This window comes from Gymnodinialimonas sp. JB5-7, assembly GCF_055693405.1.
Map to the genome: position 1 here is coordinate 1,108,330 of NZ_JBVFUX010000012.1, position 14,369 is coordinate 1,122,698.

A 14,369-nucleotide genomic window follows, 5' to 3' on the forward strand; every position below is an offset into this window, starting at 1 on the left:
CCCCTCGGCCATGATCAGCTTCTTCGATATCGGCGACCGCGCACGCCTCCCTTGGCGCTTCCACGGTGTCCGCGCCTCGCGGTTGGGCGGGCTATAGAGCCCCAAACGATCCGATATTCGACCAGCCCAACACATCCGGACAAAGGACCAACCCCATGACCGGCAAGACACTCTACGACAAAATCTGGGACGCGCATCTGGCGCATGAGGCCGAAGACGGCACCTCCCTTCTCTATATCGACCGCCACCTCGTCCACGAAGTGACCTCGCCGCAGGCTTTTGAAGGCCTCCGCATGGCGGGCCGCAAGGTCCACGCGCCCGACAAGACCATCGCGGTGCCGGATCACAATGTGCCGACCACGCCCGGTCGCGAAAATCCTGAGAACATGACCGAGGACAGCGCCATTCAGGTCGCCGCCCTCGACAAGAACGCCAAGGGTTTTGGCATCCACTACTATCCGGTGACCGACGTGCGCCAAGGCATCGTGCACATCGTCGGCCCGGAACAGGGCTGGACCCTGCCCGGCATGACCGTCGTCTGCGGCGACAGCCACACCGCCACCCATGGCGCGTTCGGCGCGCTGGCTCACGGCATCGGCACCTCCGAGGTGGAGCATGTGCTGGCCACCCAGACGCTCATCCAGAAGAAGTCCAAGAACATGAAGGTCGAGATCACGGGCAAACTCGCGCCCGGCGTCACGGCCAAGGACATCACCCTGTCCGTCATCGGCAAGACCGGCACCGCCGGCGGCACCGGCTACGTCATCGAGTATATGGGCGAGGCGATCCGCGATCTCTCCATGGAAGGCCGCATGACCGTGTGCAACATGGCCATCGAAGGCGGCGCACGCGCGGGCATCATCGCGCCCGATGAGAAGACGTTTGAATACTGCATGGGCCGGCCCCACGCCCCGAAAGGTGCCCAGTGGGAAGCCGCTCTGGCCTGGTGGAAGACGCTCTACTCCGACGATGACGCCCATTGGGATGAGGTCGTCACGATCCGCGGCGAAGACATCGCGCCAGTCGTCACCTGGGGCACCTCGCCCGAGGATGTCCTGCCGATCACCGCTGACGTCCCCGCGCCAGACAGCTTCACAGGCGGCAAAGTCGACGCCGCCGCGCGCTCGCTCGACTATATGGGCCTGACCCCGGGCACCGCTCTGCGGGATGTGGAAATCGACACCGTCTTCATCGGCTCCTGCACCAATGGCCGCATCGAAGACCTCCGCGCCGCCGCCGAGATCCTCAAGGGCAAGAAGGTGGCCGTGAAACGCGCCATGGTCGTGCCCGGCTCTGGCCTCGTGCGCGCGCAGGCCGAGGAGGAAGGCCTTGGCGGACATCTTCAAGGAAGCCGGTTTCGAATGGCGCCTCGCGGGCTGTTCCATGTGCCTCGCCATGAACCCCGATCAGCTTCAGCCGGGCGAACGTTGTGCTGCCACCTCCAACCGCAACTTCGAAGGCCGCCAAGGCCGCGGCGGACGCACGCACTTGATGTCGCCCGCCATGGCGGCAGCGGCAGCTGTGACCGGCAAGCTGACAGATGTGCGTGAGATGATGTGAAGCGAGCATGGCAACCTGCCTGGACTGCCATTTGGCTAGCCGGTTGTGTTTCAACCGGCCAGCCACAAACGTCACTGCTGGATGAGTATGTCTTCTCCACGGACGACTTCATCATTTTCACACTCGGATGCGAAGTAGGGCCAGATTCCGAAGATCGCGCAGATGCGTCTTTCGAATTGATGGCAGAGTATGAAACACTTCGTCGCGCTGAAATCGTCGAACGACAACGAACGGCAGCTAGCGACGGCGGAGAATTTCTCGACAGCGATGCCCGTGAAATATCTGACAGGTATATCGAGCGAACTGATCAAGAAATCGAACGCAGATTCGGATGCCAAGTGCTTAGCGTGGATGACGTTTCAATTCTCGGCTTTACAGAACTGACCTAGGTCACGGGTTTGGGAACGAACCGCCTTGCCGTTCGTTCCCGACCCAACCCCAAGCACAACACGATCACCGGCAGCAGCCCGACTGCGGCGATCACCAGCGATGGCACCGCCGCCTCTCCCAACCGCTCATCCGCCGCCAGCCTGTGCGCCTGCACCGCCAAAGTGTCGTAATTGAACGGCCGCATGATCAGCGTCGCGGGCAGCTCCTTCATCACGTCCACGAACACGATTAAAAGCCCCGTCAGGATCGACGGCCTCAAGATCGGCAAATGCACCCCCCGCAACATGCTGCGCGGCGTGCGACCCAACGTGCGCGCCACGGCGTCCACATTCGGGTTGATCGTACTCAAACCCGCATCATAGGCACTGAGCGCAGCCGCCATGAACCGCACCGCATAGGCCGCAACCAGCAGCCAGATCGATCCCGTGATCAGCAGTCCAGTATCAATCCCGAACCGCGCCTCCATGAACGCATCCAAGGCATTGTCGAACGCCGCAAAGGGGACGAGCAGTCCCACCGCGATCACGCCGCCCGGTACGGCATAGCCCAGCCCCGCCACGCGGACCGACGCCTTGGCCGCTCGCGTCGGATGCAGGCGCGCGTTGAAGCCGAGCACCACCGCCGCACAAACCGTCACCACCGCCGCGATCAGGGCCAAAACGACGGAGTTCCGCAGGAAGCCCAGGTACCGCTCTGTCAACAGATTATCGAAGGAGTTCCACCCAAGCTCCAGCAACAACCCGACCGGCAGGACAAATCCCAACAGCACCGGCAAACCGCAAAACGCGATCGCGCCAACGCTTTGCCATCCGCTCAGGTCCACGCTCTGCATCGCCTCAAACCGCCGCCCGGCCGCGTGATGCCGCTGGTCCTTGCGCTGCCGCCGCTCCAGTGCGGCAATCACCAGCGCGATCACCAAAAGGCACAACGCCAACTGTGCCGCCGCGCTGCGGTCGAAGAAGGAATACCAGGCCTGATAGATGCCCGTCGCAAAGGTGCGGACGCCGAAATACGACACCGTCCCGTAATCCGCCAACGTCTCCATCAGCGCCAGCAGCACACCGCCCGCAATGGCGGGGCGCGCGATCGGCAAGCTCACCCGGAAGAACGCGGCCCAGGAACTCGCCCCCAGCGTCCTGGCCGCAATATAGGCGGTCGCCGATTGCTGCAGGAACGCCGCCCGGGTCAGCAAATAGACATAGGGATACAGCACCAGCGTCAGCATCGCGGCCGCCCCGCCGAGCGAGCGAATCTCGGGGAACCAATAGTCGCGCGGGCCCCAGCCCGTCAGGTCGCGCAGCGTCGTCTGCACCCAGCCCGGATGATCAAGGAGGTCCGTATAGGCATAGGCCAACACGTAAGCCGGAAAGGCCAAGGGCAGGGCCAGCGCAATCTCAAGCACCCGCCGCCCGGGAAACCGTGTTGCGGTTACCAACCAGGCCGAACCTGCCCCGATCACGGCGGTTCCCGTGCCTACCAGAACGATCAGCCACGCCGTCGCAATCGCGAAATCGTCCAGCACACTGTTCCAGAGACCGGCAAACGTCTCGAACCCGCCGGTGAAGGCCGCCAAAGCCGCTGCAAACATCGGCAGCAGACACATGCCCGCAATCAGCCAGGACAGGCTGCCAAGCCGAAAGGCGGATGGGGTGCGGAAACGCTTTGCCATAATCCTTGGCGTTTTTGTCGGGATCAGGCCGCAATGCAACCCCGCATTCCCGCACGGGCGGCATCAGCTCCGTTGGAAGATCACCGGAAACCAATCTTCCCGCAAAGGGTCACCGGCCTGCATCCCATGCCCCGGAAAGGGCGGCGACGTCTTGCCCGGCCGCTCCACATACCGCGCATCGTCGCCCACAAACCGCAGCGACAAGGCCCGTCGCCGTTGATCGGTCGTGTTGCCACGCGCGCCGTGCAGGATCCAGTAGTTGAAGGCCACCGCATCCCCCGGCTCCAACGCCCATTCGCGGATATCCATGCCCTCTGCATCCGGGTCGGGCACGGGCATGTAGGCGCCCTCGTCCGGATAGAAATTGTCCTCGTTCAACCAACGTGTCGGAAGCACTGGCTTTGCCCATAAATGAGACCCTGCAACGCACCTTAGGGACGCATCTACCACCGGATCGACGGGCGCCCAAAAGCTGACTGTCTGTTGTCCGCCCACGAAGTAATAGGGTCCATCCTGATGCCAAGGCGTGGGCTTGGATGTGCCCGGCTCTTTCACCAGCACATGGTCATGGAACAACTGCGCCGTGGTCGACACCATCAGATCTGCCGCAACCTCCGCCGCAGGAGATGACCGGATCACATCCTCGATCTCGGGGATACGCTGCCAATTACAGTAATCGTCAAAGAACCGCCCGCGCTCTCCGGCCTTCAGGTTCTCGGCCGCATAGGGCCCCGGCGCTTCCATATTCCGTCCGATCCCGTCACGGATCGTCTCCACATGGTCGGCAAACAGACTCCGCACAACGCAAACGCCGTCCGTCTGAAACGCATCAATGGTGGCTTGATCTAGAAGGGCATGCATCTTTCGACCTTTCCGAAGGCTTCAATTGGGGAACCGAGGAAGATCTGGTCGGGCTGAGAGGATCTCGAACCTCCGACCCCCTGCTCCCGAAGCAGGTGCGCTACCAGGCTGCGCCACAGCCCGACCGTGCCGCGCGGAATAGCGAGGGCGCGTGCGCTTGGCAAGAGGTCTCACTCCGTATCCGTCGAACCCTGCGGGCCTCGGTTCTCGTCATTCACGAACGGCGCGATGCGCGGTCCGCCCGGTGTTCCAAGCCGCGAGCGCGTGCGCAAAACCGGTGTATTCGCGGATCCGCCGCCTTTGTCTTCACGCAGCACGATGTAGATGCCCGAGGCGATGATGATCGCCGATCCTGTCACTGTCGCCAAATTCAATCCTTCATCGAACAGCAGGACGCCGAACAAAGTGGCCCACAAGATCTGCGAATATTGCATCGGCGCGACCATCACGGCCGAGGCCATGTTGTAGGCCCGGATCAGGCAGAAGGTAGCCAAAAGGGCGAGCGCGGCGATCACCGCCAAAGCCCCCAGATCAAGCCCCGGCATCGGCTGGTAGACGAAGGGCATTGCCGCACCCATCAGGATGAAATTCGCCACCATTGGGTACAGGATCAGTACGACTGAGCGTTCTTCCCGCCCAATCTTGCGCACCACAAGCGACGCGAAAGCCCCACAGATCGCGGCAACCAATGCTGCAGCGTGGCCCAGGGCCAGCTCGGTCTGACCCGGTTGCAGCACCACCAACACGCCGCCCAAGCCCGCGAAAACCGCCAGTGTTCGCCGCCAGCCGACCTTCTCCCCCAGCATCGGGATCGCCAGCAGAGTGATCAGCAGCGGCGACGCAAAGAGGATCGCATAGGTCTGCGCCAGCGGCAGGACAGAGAACGCGTAAAACGCACAGAACCCCGTGATGACAGCCGCCAAGGTGCGGCTGGCGATCCACCACGGATGTTTCGGGATCAGGTTCGCCTCTGCCGCGTCCCGGAGCAGCATGAACGTCACAAACGGAAAGCCGAACAGGACCGAGAAGAACACGATCTGGAACGGCGCATAGGAGCCGCCCAGATATTTGATGATCACGTCATGGGTGGCGAAGATGGCGAATGCCAGAAGCGCCAGAAGGGATCCACGAAGCGAAGCAGACATGCAGAACCTTATGTGTCAGACGCAGAGGCCATCCTGCCACGTCACGGTATTCGCGCCGCGATAGCAAAGCTGCTGCTGGTGCGTGTAGATCAATGTCCAGACCCCATCCGCGCCGGGCTCCAGCACATACTGATTGCGCACCCCCCGAACCGAGTCATCGGCAAAGCCCGTCTCGGCCACCAGGATCGTCATGTTCCCGAAGAAATCGACGCTTACATCTACCTCGATCCCCGGATTCCCCTCCTCTTCCGAAAGGAAGCCTTCGAAGACCTCGGTCGCAAGAACCATCGGGTCCTCGAACGTGTCGCCTACGGCATATCCGTTGGCATGAAGAGGCGTGGCAAGCAGGCAAAGCGCAAAAGCAAAACGAAACATGAAATGATCCTCAAGGTTTGAATGCAGCCACACTACCTACTGCGCGAACGAGTGCAAATCCCCGGCAGCGACCGAATAACGCACCTTGTCTTTCCGCGGCGCCCCCAAAGCGTCGTAGAATTTCAACGCATCAGGCTGAAAACTTCCCCATTCCAGACGCACCGCCCCGATCTGTAGGGCTGTCTCCGCCAGGTCCCGCATCAGCAACTTGCCGACGCCAAGACCGCGCGCCCCAGAAATCACGTAAAGCTCCTTGAGGTAGACCGCGACCCCATCCATCGCCGGATAGACGCGAACCCATGTGCTGAAACCTAGCGGCTCACCCCCACGCCACGCGAGGCTGGCCGACATCCCGCGCGCTGCGGACAGGTCGGCCACTATCTCCGCCTCAACGTCTGGTCGGGCAGGGCCAACGCCATAGTGGGTCAGGCAATCACGGTAGAGCGTCCGGAACCCATCCGCGTCCGAAGGCGCAAACGGACGGACGCTCAGCTCACTCACGCAGCCAGCTTCGCGATGATCGCGTCACCCATCTCGGACGTGGAAATCGGCGTGCCACCCTCCGGCCCCATCAGGTCCGCCGTCCGCGCGCCATCGGCCAGCACCTGCTCCACCGCCTGCTCCAACCGCGTCGCCTCATCGCCCAGATCGAACGAATACCGCAATGCCATCGCAAAGCTCAGGATACACGCAATCGGGTTCGCCTTGCCTTGCCCCGTGATGTCGGGGGCCGAACCATGCACCGGCTCATACAGCGCCTTGGGCCGCCCATTCTCCATCGGCGCCCCAAGCGAGGCCGACGGCAGCATCCCCAACGACCCCGTCAGCATCGCCGCGCAATCGCTCAAAATATCGCCAAACAGGTTATCCGTCAGGATCACGTCAAACTGCTTCGGCGCCCGCACCAGCTGCATCGCGCCATTGTCGGCGTACATATGCGACAGCTCCACATCGCCGTATTCCGCCGCGTGCACCTCGTTCACCACATCCCGCCACAGGATGCCGCTCTCCATCACGTTGGCCTTCTCCATCGAGCACACCTTGCCCGACCGCCGCCGCGCCAGCTCGAACGCAGACCGCGCCGCCCGCGCAATTTCGCTCTCCGTATAGCGCTGCGTGTTCACACCCACGCGCTCATTGCCTTCCTTGTGGATGCCCCGCGGCTCGCCGAAATACACACCCGAGGTCAGCTCCCGCAGGATCATGATGTCGAGGCCCGAGACGATCTCCCGCTTCAGCGACGAGAAATCCGCCAGCGCGTCAAAGCACTGCGCCGGTCGCAGGTTGGCATAAAGGTCCATCTCTTTGCGCAACCGCAACAACCCCCGCTCCGGCTTCACGCTGAAATCCAGATCGTCATAGGCAGGCCCGCCCACAGCGCCGAGCAAAACCGCATCGACTTCCTGCGCCCGCGCCATCGTCTCGTCCGTCAACGGCGTCCCATGGGCATCATAGGAGGCGCCCCCAACGAGCCCCTCCGACACCGTAAACCCGATCCCCCGGGCCGAGCCGAACCAGTCGATCACCTTGCGGACCTCAGCCATCACCTCGGGGCCGATCCCGTCACCGGGAAGGATAAGCAAGCTGCGGTCGGACATGGGTGCGGTTCCTTTGTTGAGACGTTGCGCACCGGGTATCCCGCGCTTGGCGGGGGGTCAAGATTACCGACCGTAGATCGGGCCTTGGCCCGGGAACCCCTACGCGCGCCACCCCGCTATCTACGGGCCGGGGCATGGCGACCCAACGCTCATTCCAAGGCACTTTATGGCAGCCAAGTCATCGTCCAGAACGAACGAAGCACCCAGCCTCACCAAATCGCCGTGCCGCCGGACGGCCCGTCGATAGCGGGGCGGCTCCGCCGCTGTTAACCCGCTGGCTGGAGAACGCGTAGGGCAGGTATGTGGGCTTTTTGCCATTACCGCCAGCCGATCAAATAGCTCCAAACGAACCAAACCCGCCGTTCGTCGTATTGGTATTAGGTCGCCCTAGTTCGCTTGTATGCACCACAGTTGGCAGCGAAAGGACAATTGGGGTTTTCTGGAAGTTCGAACCATTGGTGCGATACGCAAGTGCCGCTATCGAAGCTCAGTGGCTCAGTCGGCACGATGTTACGCACTAGCAACCGCCCGTGGGTCATACCGCATATCATTTGGATTGGCGTGTCGTTGAGAGTGGTGAGAAGGCACTGAAACACCTGCCCAAGAAATCGGTTCACTGCGTTGAAGTTACGTTCTATCGTCTGAAAGATGTCTTCGTAAATGAGCGTCTTTTGATCTTTCTTCATACCGAAGTGAGCGTAAGTTACGAGGCCAGTAGTGTCATCTAAACTGCAATGGCCGACATCAAGATGGGTTAGCTCATCACGCAAATATCGCAACGGAAGATACCAGTCGGCCGCAGCAATCGCCTCAATAATCGGTTTAGGCAGACCGGTTATTTTGTCGGTCTTTGTAAAAAGATAGCTTGTAGAGATCCTTGAACCCTCTCGTGGAAGACTGAAACACTGCGCGTACTACTTTCGCCGCACAATCAATTGCCGAATACAGCTCGGCTACAAATGCTTCAATGACCGCAGCGAGCTTGCGAGCGTTGGTGGCTGGTGTAAATCCTTTACTGTTCAGCTCATTTCTATCGATCTCAAGCGTCGAACGCAGTTCCTTGGCAAGCTCCTGAATATGCGAGCTTTCAAAATATGAGCCGATACTCCCGACAGTGCTCGGCTGTCGCGAGGCGAGAAGGTATGGCTGCCCGCACAGAGCTTCGAAAAGCGATCCACCTGTCCCCAATTTTCAGGACTAAACATCAATAGTGCTTTAGCAATTCGAGGGTCATTTTCTATGGTCATGGGTATTCCCACATTTTTATGCATCGACCTCGCTGTCTAGCTTTAGTTGAATGTGGAACAAGAGGCGAAGTTCAGGCATCGACCGCCGCCACCCCTCACCCACAAACCCCGCCAACCCCCTCCGCCAGCATCTCCCACACCGCCGCAACCCGCGGCTGGTGCCGCAGCCGGTTATGCGCCGTCAGCCACACGGGCAAACTCGGCAACTCCAACTCCGGCAGCACCTGCACCACGTCCGGTGATCGCTCGGCCACCACCCCCTGCCCGATACCAACGCCGCACCCGGCCAGCACAAACTGCCAATACGCCACCTGATCGTCGGTCGTCACCGTGAACCAGTTGCGCGTCACGAGCATCCCCATCTCGCGCATTGCGCGAATGATCCGATCATCTCGGTCATAGCCGACCATGCCGAAATCGCGCAGGTCATCGACGCTTTGATGGCATCCCGTGCGCCTCCACAAACGAGCGGCTCGCATAAAGCCCCAACGGCAAATCCCCCAGATGCCGCGTGACGGTGTCCAGTTGCGTGGGCCGATACATGCGCAGCGCGATGTCGGCCTCGTGGAACAGCAGGTTCTCGGTTGAATCCGTCGCGACCACGTCCAGCCGGATGCTCGGATACTTCGCCCGAATATCCGCCAGGATCGGTGGCAGGATATGCGTGGTCACAAAGACCGAGGCCGTGACCCGCACGCGCCCCTCCAGCCCCGGTTGCTCCCCTGCCACCTTTAGCGAGGCACGGCGCAGGGCATCGCGGATCTCGCGGGCCTCCGCGATCAGGCTTTCGCAGAACTCGCTGGGGGTGAACCCCGTCTCATCCCGCCAAAACAGGTAATCCCCCGCAACCTCTTCAGCGGCGCGGATCAGGCGGCTGATGGTGGGCTGGCTGGTGCCCAAAGCCTTCGCCGCCCCGGTCATGGTGCCCTCTTCCGCCACCGCCAAAATGGCGCGCAGCATGGGCCAGTCAAAATCATGTGCCATCCAAAAATGAATAGCGAACCTCAGGAATCAGTCAATTGCTATTCATGGGTGAATGATCAACGTGATACGGGAGACCTCAACCGATGGAGAACCCCATGCCCAAAACCGCCCTCATCCTCGGCGCCACCGGCCGCTTCGGCCGCCACATGGCAGACGCCCTCACCCGCCACGGCTGGACCGTCCGCCCCTTCAACCGCGCCAAAGACGACCTCGTACAAGCCGCCCAAGGCACCGACCTGATCGTCAACGCCTGGAACCCGCCCTATTCCAAATGGGCCGCCCTCGTCCCGGGCCTCACCAAGCAGGTGATCGAAGCCGCCAAAGCCTCCGGCGCCGCCGTTCATGATCCCCGGAAACGTATATGTCTTCGGCGAGGACATCCCCGCGATCATCGGTCCCGACACCCCCCACCGCGCGACGAACCATCTCGGCCAAATCCGCCGTCAGTTGGAGGCAGCGTACCGCGACGCCGGCGTGAAGACGATCATCCTGCGCGCAGGCGACTACATTGACACCGAAATCTCTGAGAACTGGCTGCACAAGATCATCATCGCCAAGATCGCCAAAGGCCGCTTCAGCTATCCCGGCCCGCTGGACCGATCCCACGCCTGGGCCTACTTGCCCGATCTCACTGAGGCTGGAGCAATGTTGGCGGATCGCCTGGAATCCTTACCGCTGTTCAGCGACTACATGTTCGAGGGCTACACGCTGACCGGTGCTGAGCTTGCACAAGCGGTTCAGGCTGCAGCGGGCCAGCCCGTTAAGGCAAAGGTAATGTCCTGGATGCCAATCCACCTGATGCGGCCCTTCTGGGCTGAGGCCAAGCACTTGGTCGAGATGCGCTACCTCTGGCGCCGCCCGCACCAAGGCAATGGTCAGGCCCTCGCGCAGAGTCTGCCAACGGTTCCGCATACGCCCCTCAAGGAGGCCCTTCAAAAGGCCTGCGCACCCCTGCTTCAGAAATCGACGTCGACCCAAACCAACCGGTGGTCCGAGGCCTGAGCTACCGCTTCCGCCAATGGTCCTTCCTCTGGCCAGATCACCCCCGACGCCACGACAGTCAGGGATCGGGCAGGCAGAACATAGTCGACCCGCAGATCACCGGGCGTGGGATCGGCCCAATCTGCGGTTGCGGGGCCGAAAGGACTGGTCGGCGCGGCGTCTTGCAGGGCGGGGTGGGACAAAAGATCGAGAAGGGCGTAGCGTCGCCCTTCGCCGCGCTCGGGGTCGAGGTTGAGCGTACCCAGATAGGCGAAATGCTCTGCCTCGAAGGGCTCGCCTGACGGGGACCATTCGCCATCCAGATACAAGTGCCAAAACCGCAACTCGTCCGCATTGCGCAGCCCGTTGCGATCCTCAGGGCCGTCGAAGACAGGTGCAGATGCATGGGATGTAAGGATGTGGAAAGGCTGCCCTTCAACCAACACCTCGACATCCCACGCTGCAACGGAATGCAGCCGCAGAACGGCCAAGGCCTCCTCGGGCGTTACATCGTCGGCACTTGCATCTGGCAGGTCACGCCACAAAAGATGAGAAAAGTCGCGCACCATCACCGATAGGATGGCGGGACAGCACGGCCATACCGCCTTCGCCGTTGAAGCGCCCATATCCATGCGCGTCGCGTGGTCCGTCGGTGCGCCCGTCGCCGTCGATATCCTGCCCGGTGGGCCATCCGGAATTGGGCCGCAGGGAAACGACGTGCGGGTAATCAAGCCCGCGCTCGGTCAAAGCGGATTGAAGGGCTGTGACGGTTGCATGCCCGGCGTCGAAATCGATGTCCTGCAGGGCGAGAATGTCGGCCCGCGCCTCAACGATGATGTCGATCGTGGCGGCAGGCACATCTTCCAAACGCAAGATGTCGCGCAGGACTGTGCCGGGCCCGCGCCCAGATAGATCGGTGTGGAAGCTCGCTAGACGAAGGGGTCGGCCAAGGCCGGCAGCCCGGCGACCAGACTGACTAAGAGGGCACAGCTGAACCGGGTGCGTCGGCCTCGACGCTGGCGATAAGGCGCGCGCGGCGTGCCCGGATCATCCGCGCAATCCGCAGCATCGCCATGCCGCGCATCACGAGGCTCAAAGGGAGGAACATCCATAGCGTTACGGCCCAGACCATGGTTTGCGACGAGGCCAGCACGGGGATCTGCAACTGGTTCGCCCCCATGACCGCCACCGCCGGGATAACAAATGGGCTGGAAATTCCAAAGATAACGTTAACGCGGCCGTCGCGGACCAACCTTTTGATAACGTCGCCGCCTGCGGTCGGATCGAAGGTCGGCAAGTTGATCCAGACGTTGAACGCAGTCCCGCGGTTCGGCCAGTTGCCAGTACGGATCAGCGCAGAAAACAGAAACAGCGAAACGATGGTGACCAAAACGGCCAGGCCAGCCATGGCCTGAACTTGGCCTGAAACTGACGGATCAACACCGCCAGGCAGGTTTTCTACAACAATGCGCAGCGGGCTGAAGGAGAAGTCCAAGACATGGCCCACAAGGAACCCAAGGGCAGTGATCACCATCGCGAGGGTTGAGCCTTCTCGATCGACACCGGCAATGACCGAAAGGCCAAACAGCATCAGGAAAAGGGCGATGATGCGGATGCGATTGAACGGCGGGGCGTCGCGGAATTCGATCAGGCCGGGGTATTTGGCGCCATATTCGAAGGCTGTCACAAGGGCGAAGGCGAGGGCGACAAGCGTGATGACCTGCGCATTCTCTGCGTTGGCCCCCGGCGACAGCAAAGACGGCGTCAAAATGACGACGACGATCATAATCGCCCGCACAATTGCGCCGACCAATCTGGTGAACACCGCTTCTACCTCAATACTGATGCCAGTTCATGCCGACATCTTGTTCTGCCTTTTGGCCCGCTTCGTGGTGCGATCCGTCCAATTTCATGTGAATTGGTTGAGAACCGCGCAATCCGGGCACTGTTTTGACACATTTGTGCCCAATTTGGCCCAAGCCCGCAACTGAAACGGCGCGCCCGTGGGTTGGACGCGCCGGTTAAGCTGCTGACCTGTCACAGTTTTGCATCACCGCATTTGCGGTTCAGACCCAGGGGCGTGCCTGTTCTGCCTGTGCCTCAAACGCTTCGATGGAAGCGGATTTTTCAAGCGTCAGGCCAATGTCGTCGAGGCCGTTGAGCAGGCAATGCTTGCGGAACGCGTCCACCTCGAAGCTGATTTCGCCACCATCGGGGCCTGTGATGGTCTGGCTTTCCAGATCGACGGTGATGACGGCGTTTGCACCGCGCTCGGCGTCGTCCATCAGTTTGTCGACCTCTTCCTGCGGCAGAACAATCGGCAGGATGCCGTTTTTGAAGCAGTTGTTGAAGAAGATGTCGGCGAAGCTGGTAGAGATCACGCAGCGGATGCCGAAATCCAACAGCGCCCAGGGCGCGTGCTCGCGGGAGGAGCCGCAGCCGAAATTGTCACCTGCGACAAGGATCTGCGCGTCGCGGTAGGCGGGTTTGTTCAGGACGAAATCGGCAATCTCGTTGCCATCATCGTCATAGCGCATCTCGTCGAACAGGTTCACGCCAAGGCCCGAGCGCTTGATCGTTTTCAGGAACTGCTTCGGGATGATCATGTCGGTGTCGACGTTGATCAGGGGCATCGGCGCGGCGATACCTGTCAGCTTGGTGAACTTGTCCATGGGCGCTCTCCTTTGGTCGGCAGTGGATTAGCGCCTTGGGGCGGGGGCTACAAGGTCACGTACGCCCAATTCACTCAGGCACCGCGAATGTCATGTTGGCCCAATGGGTGACCCAGATCGCGCCCCCTTCGGCTCTGGGTTCGACCGCTTCGAGGAACACCGCGTCGGCCATGTAGGTCAGACCGGGTTCGACGGGCAGGTAAACAATGCCGTCTGCATCGGTGCGATGCAGGGTGATCTCAACATTGCCCTCTGCATCCATGGCGAACAGTTTCACCTGGTAATCGGGCTGAAGGGCGTCGTCGTACCAAAGCTCCATCGCGAGGTCGCCGCCCAGATCATCCGTGTATGGATTCTCCAGCGCCACCAACTCCGTCCGCATTCCGAACCGCGCATCCGCACCGGCCCCATCCCCTACGGCGACCAGCGATTTGGCGTAACGGATATAGTCCTCGCGGACATTCTCCTGGCTCAGCCCGCGCGCTTCATGCATTGCGGTCACATCGCCGAGATCCTTGTGATTGGCGAAATTCAGAAACCGCTCCCACTCCGACCAGGTCAGATCGCTGACACCGGTTTGGTGGACAACGACCGCCAGACCATCGTCCAGCCCTTCCATGTTCAGCGCCGGGATATCCCCGATCCGTCCCTCAACCTCACGGGTTTCTCCGCCATTGATGACGACGAAGGTCTCATACCGACGCGGCAGGAAACTCATGGCCGAGCCGACGAATTCCTGTCCGACTCGCAAATCGCTCAACAGGACCTCACCCGGAGCAATCGTAAAGTCTTCGGGATCAATCCAGAATTCATGGGCCGCGCCCTTGTCAGTCAGCGCCAGAAGCGCAAGTGTCGCGGCGAGAAACAGGGGTTTCATAAAGGGTCCT

14 protein-coding genes, 1 tRNA gene and 2 pseudogenes are annotated in these 14,369 nt (G+C 61.2%); 3 read left to right on the forward strand and 14 right to left on the reverse strand.

Annotated features, from left to right (window positions below):
* Positions 1–155: 155 nt before the first annotated feature.
* Both leuC and ACZ1HK_RS13815 read left to right on the forward strand, forming a co-directional pair.
* Positions 156–1,560 (forward strand): annotated as a pseudogene (leuC, locus tag ACZ1HK_RS13810) (3-isopropylmalate dehydratase large subunit).
* Positions 1,557–1,949: a hypothetical protein gene (locus ACZ1HK_RS13815; protein ID WP_472629174.1), complete on the forward strand. Its 393-nt coding sequence runs from the start codon at positions 1,557–1,559 to the stop codon at positions 1,947–1,949. The pseudogene leuC and the gene ACZ1HK_RS13815 overlap by 4 nt, the downstream one beginning before the upstream one ends.
* On the opposite strand, the gene ACZ1HK_RS13820 is transcribed toward ACZ1HK_RS13815, so the two are convergent.
* The 10 genes from ACZ1HK_RS13820 to ACZ1HK_RS13865 form a co-directional block, all read right to left on the reverse strand.
* Positions 1,946–3,619 carry an ABC transporter permease gene (locus ACZ1HK_RS13820; RefSeq protein WP_472629175.1) on the reverse strand — a complete coding sequence of 558 codons (1,674 nt, stop codon included), beginning with the start codon at positions 3,617–3,619 and terminating at the stop codon, positions 1,946–1,948. The two genes, ACZ1HK_RS13815 and ACZ1HK_RS13820, sit on opposite strands and share 4 nt — an antisense overlap.
* A gap of 63 nt (positions 3,620–3,682) precedes the next feature.
* On the reverse strand, positions 3,683–4,480 hold the full coding sequence (locus ACZ1HK_RS13825; protein WP_472629176.1) for a phytanoyl-CoA dioxygenase family protein: 798 nt from the start codon (positions 4,478–4,480) through the stop codon (positions 3,683–3,685).
* 45 nt (positions 4,481–4,525) lie between these two features.
* Positions 4,526–4,603: transfer RNA gene (locus tag ACZ1HK_RS13830), tRNA-Pro, on the reverse strand.
* 47 nt (positions 4,604–4,650) lie between these two features.
* On the reverse strand, positions 4,651–5,625 hold the full coding sequence (locus tag ACZ1HK_RS13835) for a DMT family transporter (protein WP_472629177.1): 975 nt from the start codon (positions 5,623–5,625) through the stop codon (positions 4,651–4,653).
* Positions 5,626–5,640: 15 nt separating this feature from the next.
* Positions 5,641–6,000: a hypothetical protein gene (locus ACZ1HK_RS13840; protein ID WP_472629178.1), complete on the reverse strand. Its 360-nt coding sequence runs from the start codon at positions 5,998–6,000 to the stop codon at positions 5,641–5,643.
* A gap of 36 nt (positions 6,001–6,036) precedes the next feature.
* Positions 6,037–6,501: a GNAT family N-acetyltransferase gene (locus ACZ1HK_RS13845; RefSeq protein ID WP_472629179.1), complete on the reverse strand. Its 465-nt coding sequence runs from the start codon at positions 6,499–6,501 to the stop codon at positions 6,037–6,039.
* The gene (gene leuB, locus ACZ1HK_RS13850) at positions 6,498–7,598 is read right to left on the reverse strand and encodes a 3-isopropylmalate dehydrogenase (protein WP_472629180.1); all 1,101 of its coding nucleotides are present in this window, start codon (positions 7,596–7,598) and stop codon (positions 6,498–6,500) included. The genes ACZ1HK_RS13845 and leuB overlap by 4 nt, the downstream gene beginning before the upstream one ends.
* 1,342 nt (positions 7,599–8,940) lie before the next feature.
* A complete protein-coding gene (locus tag ACZ1HK_RS13855; RefSeq protein ID WP_472629181.1) occupies positions 8,941–9,309 on the reverse strand; it encodes a LysR substrate-binding domain-containing protein in 369 nt (122 codons plus the stop codon).
* On the reverse strand, positions 9,272–9,829 hold the full coding sequence (locus ACZ1HK_RS13860; RefSeq protein ID WP_472629182.1) for a LysR family transcriptional regulator: 558 nt from the start codon (positions 9,827–9,829) through the stop codon (positions 9,272–9,274). The genes ACZ1HK_RS13855 and ACZ1HK_RS13860 overlap by 38 nt, the downstream gene beginning before the upstream one ends.
* Positions 9,830–9,885: 56 nt before the next feature.
* A complete protein-coding gene (locus tag ACZ1HK_RS13865; protein WP_472629183.1) occupies positions 9,886–10,173 on the reverse strand; it encodes a hypothetical protein in 288 nt (95 codons plus the stop codon).
* Here ACZ1HK_RS13865 and ACZ1HK_RS13870 point away from each other — a divergent pair.
* Positions 10,172–10,831: a Rossmann-fold NAD(P)-binding domain-containing protein gene (locus ACZ1HK_RS13870; RefSeq protein WP_472629184.1), complete on the forward strand. Its 660-nt coding sequence runs from the start codon at positions 10,172–10,174 to the stop codon at positions 10,829–10,831. The two genes, ACZ1HK_RS13865 and ACZ1HK_RS13870, sit on opposite strands and share 2 nt — an antisense overlap.
* Here the strand turns inward: ACZ1HK_RS13870 and ACZ1HK_RS13875 are convergent.
* The 4 genes and pseudogenes from ACZ1HK_RS13875 to ACZ1HK_RS13890 form a co-directional block, all read right to left on the reverse strand.
* Positions 10,786–11,668 (reverse strand): annotated as a pseudogene (locus ACZ1HK_RS13875) (endonuclease/exonuclease/phosphatase family protein). The gene ACZ1HK_RS13870 and the pseudogene ACZ1HK_RS13875 sit on opposite strands and share 46 nt — an antisense overlap.
* Before the next feature lie 118 nt (positions 11,669–11,786).
* Entirely contained in the window at positions 11,787–12,635 is an 849-nt protein-coding gene (locus tag ACZ1HK_RS13880) for a hypothetical protein (protein ID WP_472629185.1), read from the reverse strand.
* Positions 12,636–12,876: 241 nt separating this feature from the next.
* A complete protein-coding gene (gene leuD, locus ACZ1HK_RS13885; protein WP_472629186.1) occupies positions 12,877–13,482 on the reverse strand; it encodes a 3-isopropylmalate dehydratase small subunit in 606 nt (201 codons plus the stop codon).
* A gap of 70 nt (positions 13,483–13,552) precedes the next feature.
* Positions 13,553–14,359, reverse strand: coding sequence for a DUF4198 domain-containing protein (locus ACZ1HK_RS13890; protein WP_472629187.1), 807 nt, complete (start codon positions 14,357–14,359; stop codon positions 13,553–13,555).
* Positions 14,360–14,369: the final 10 nt, after the last annotated feature.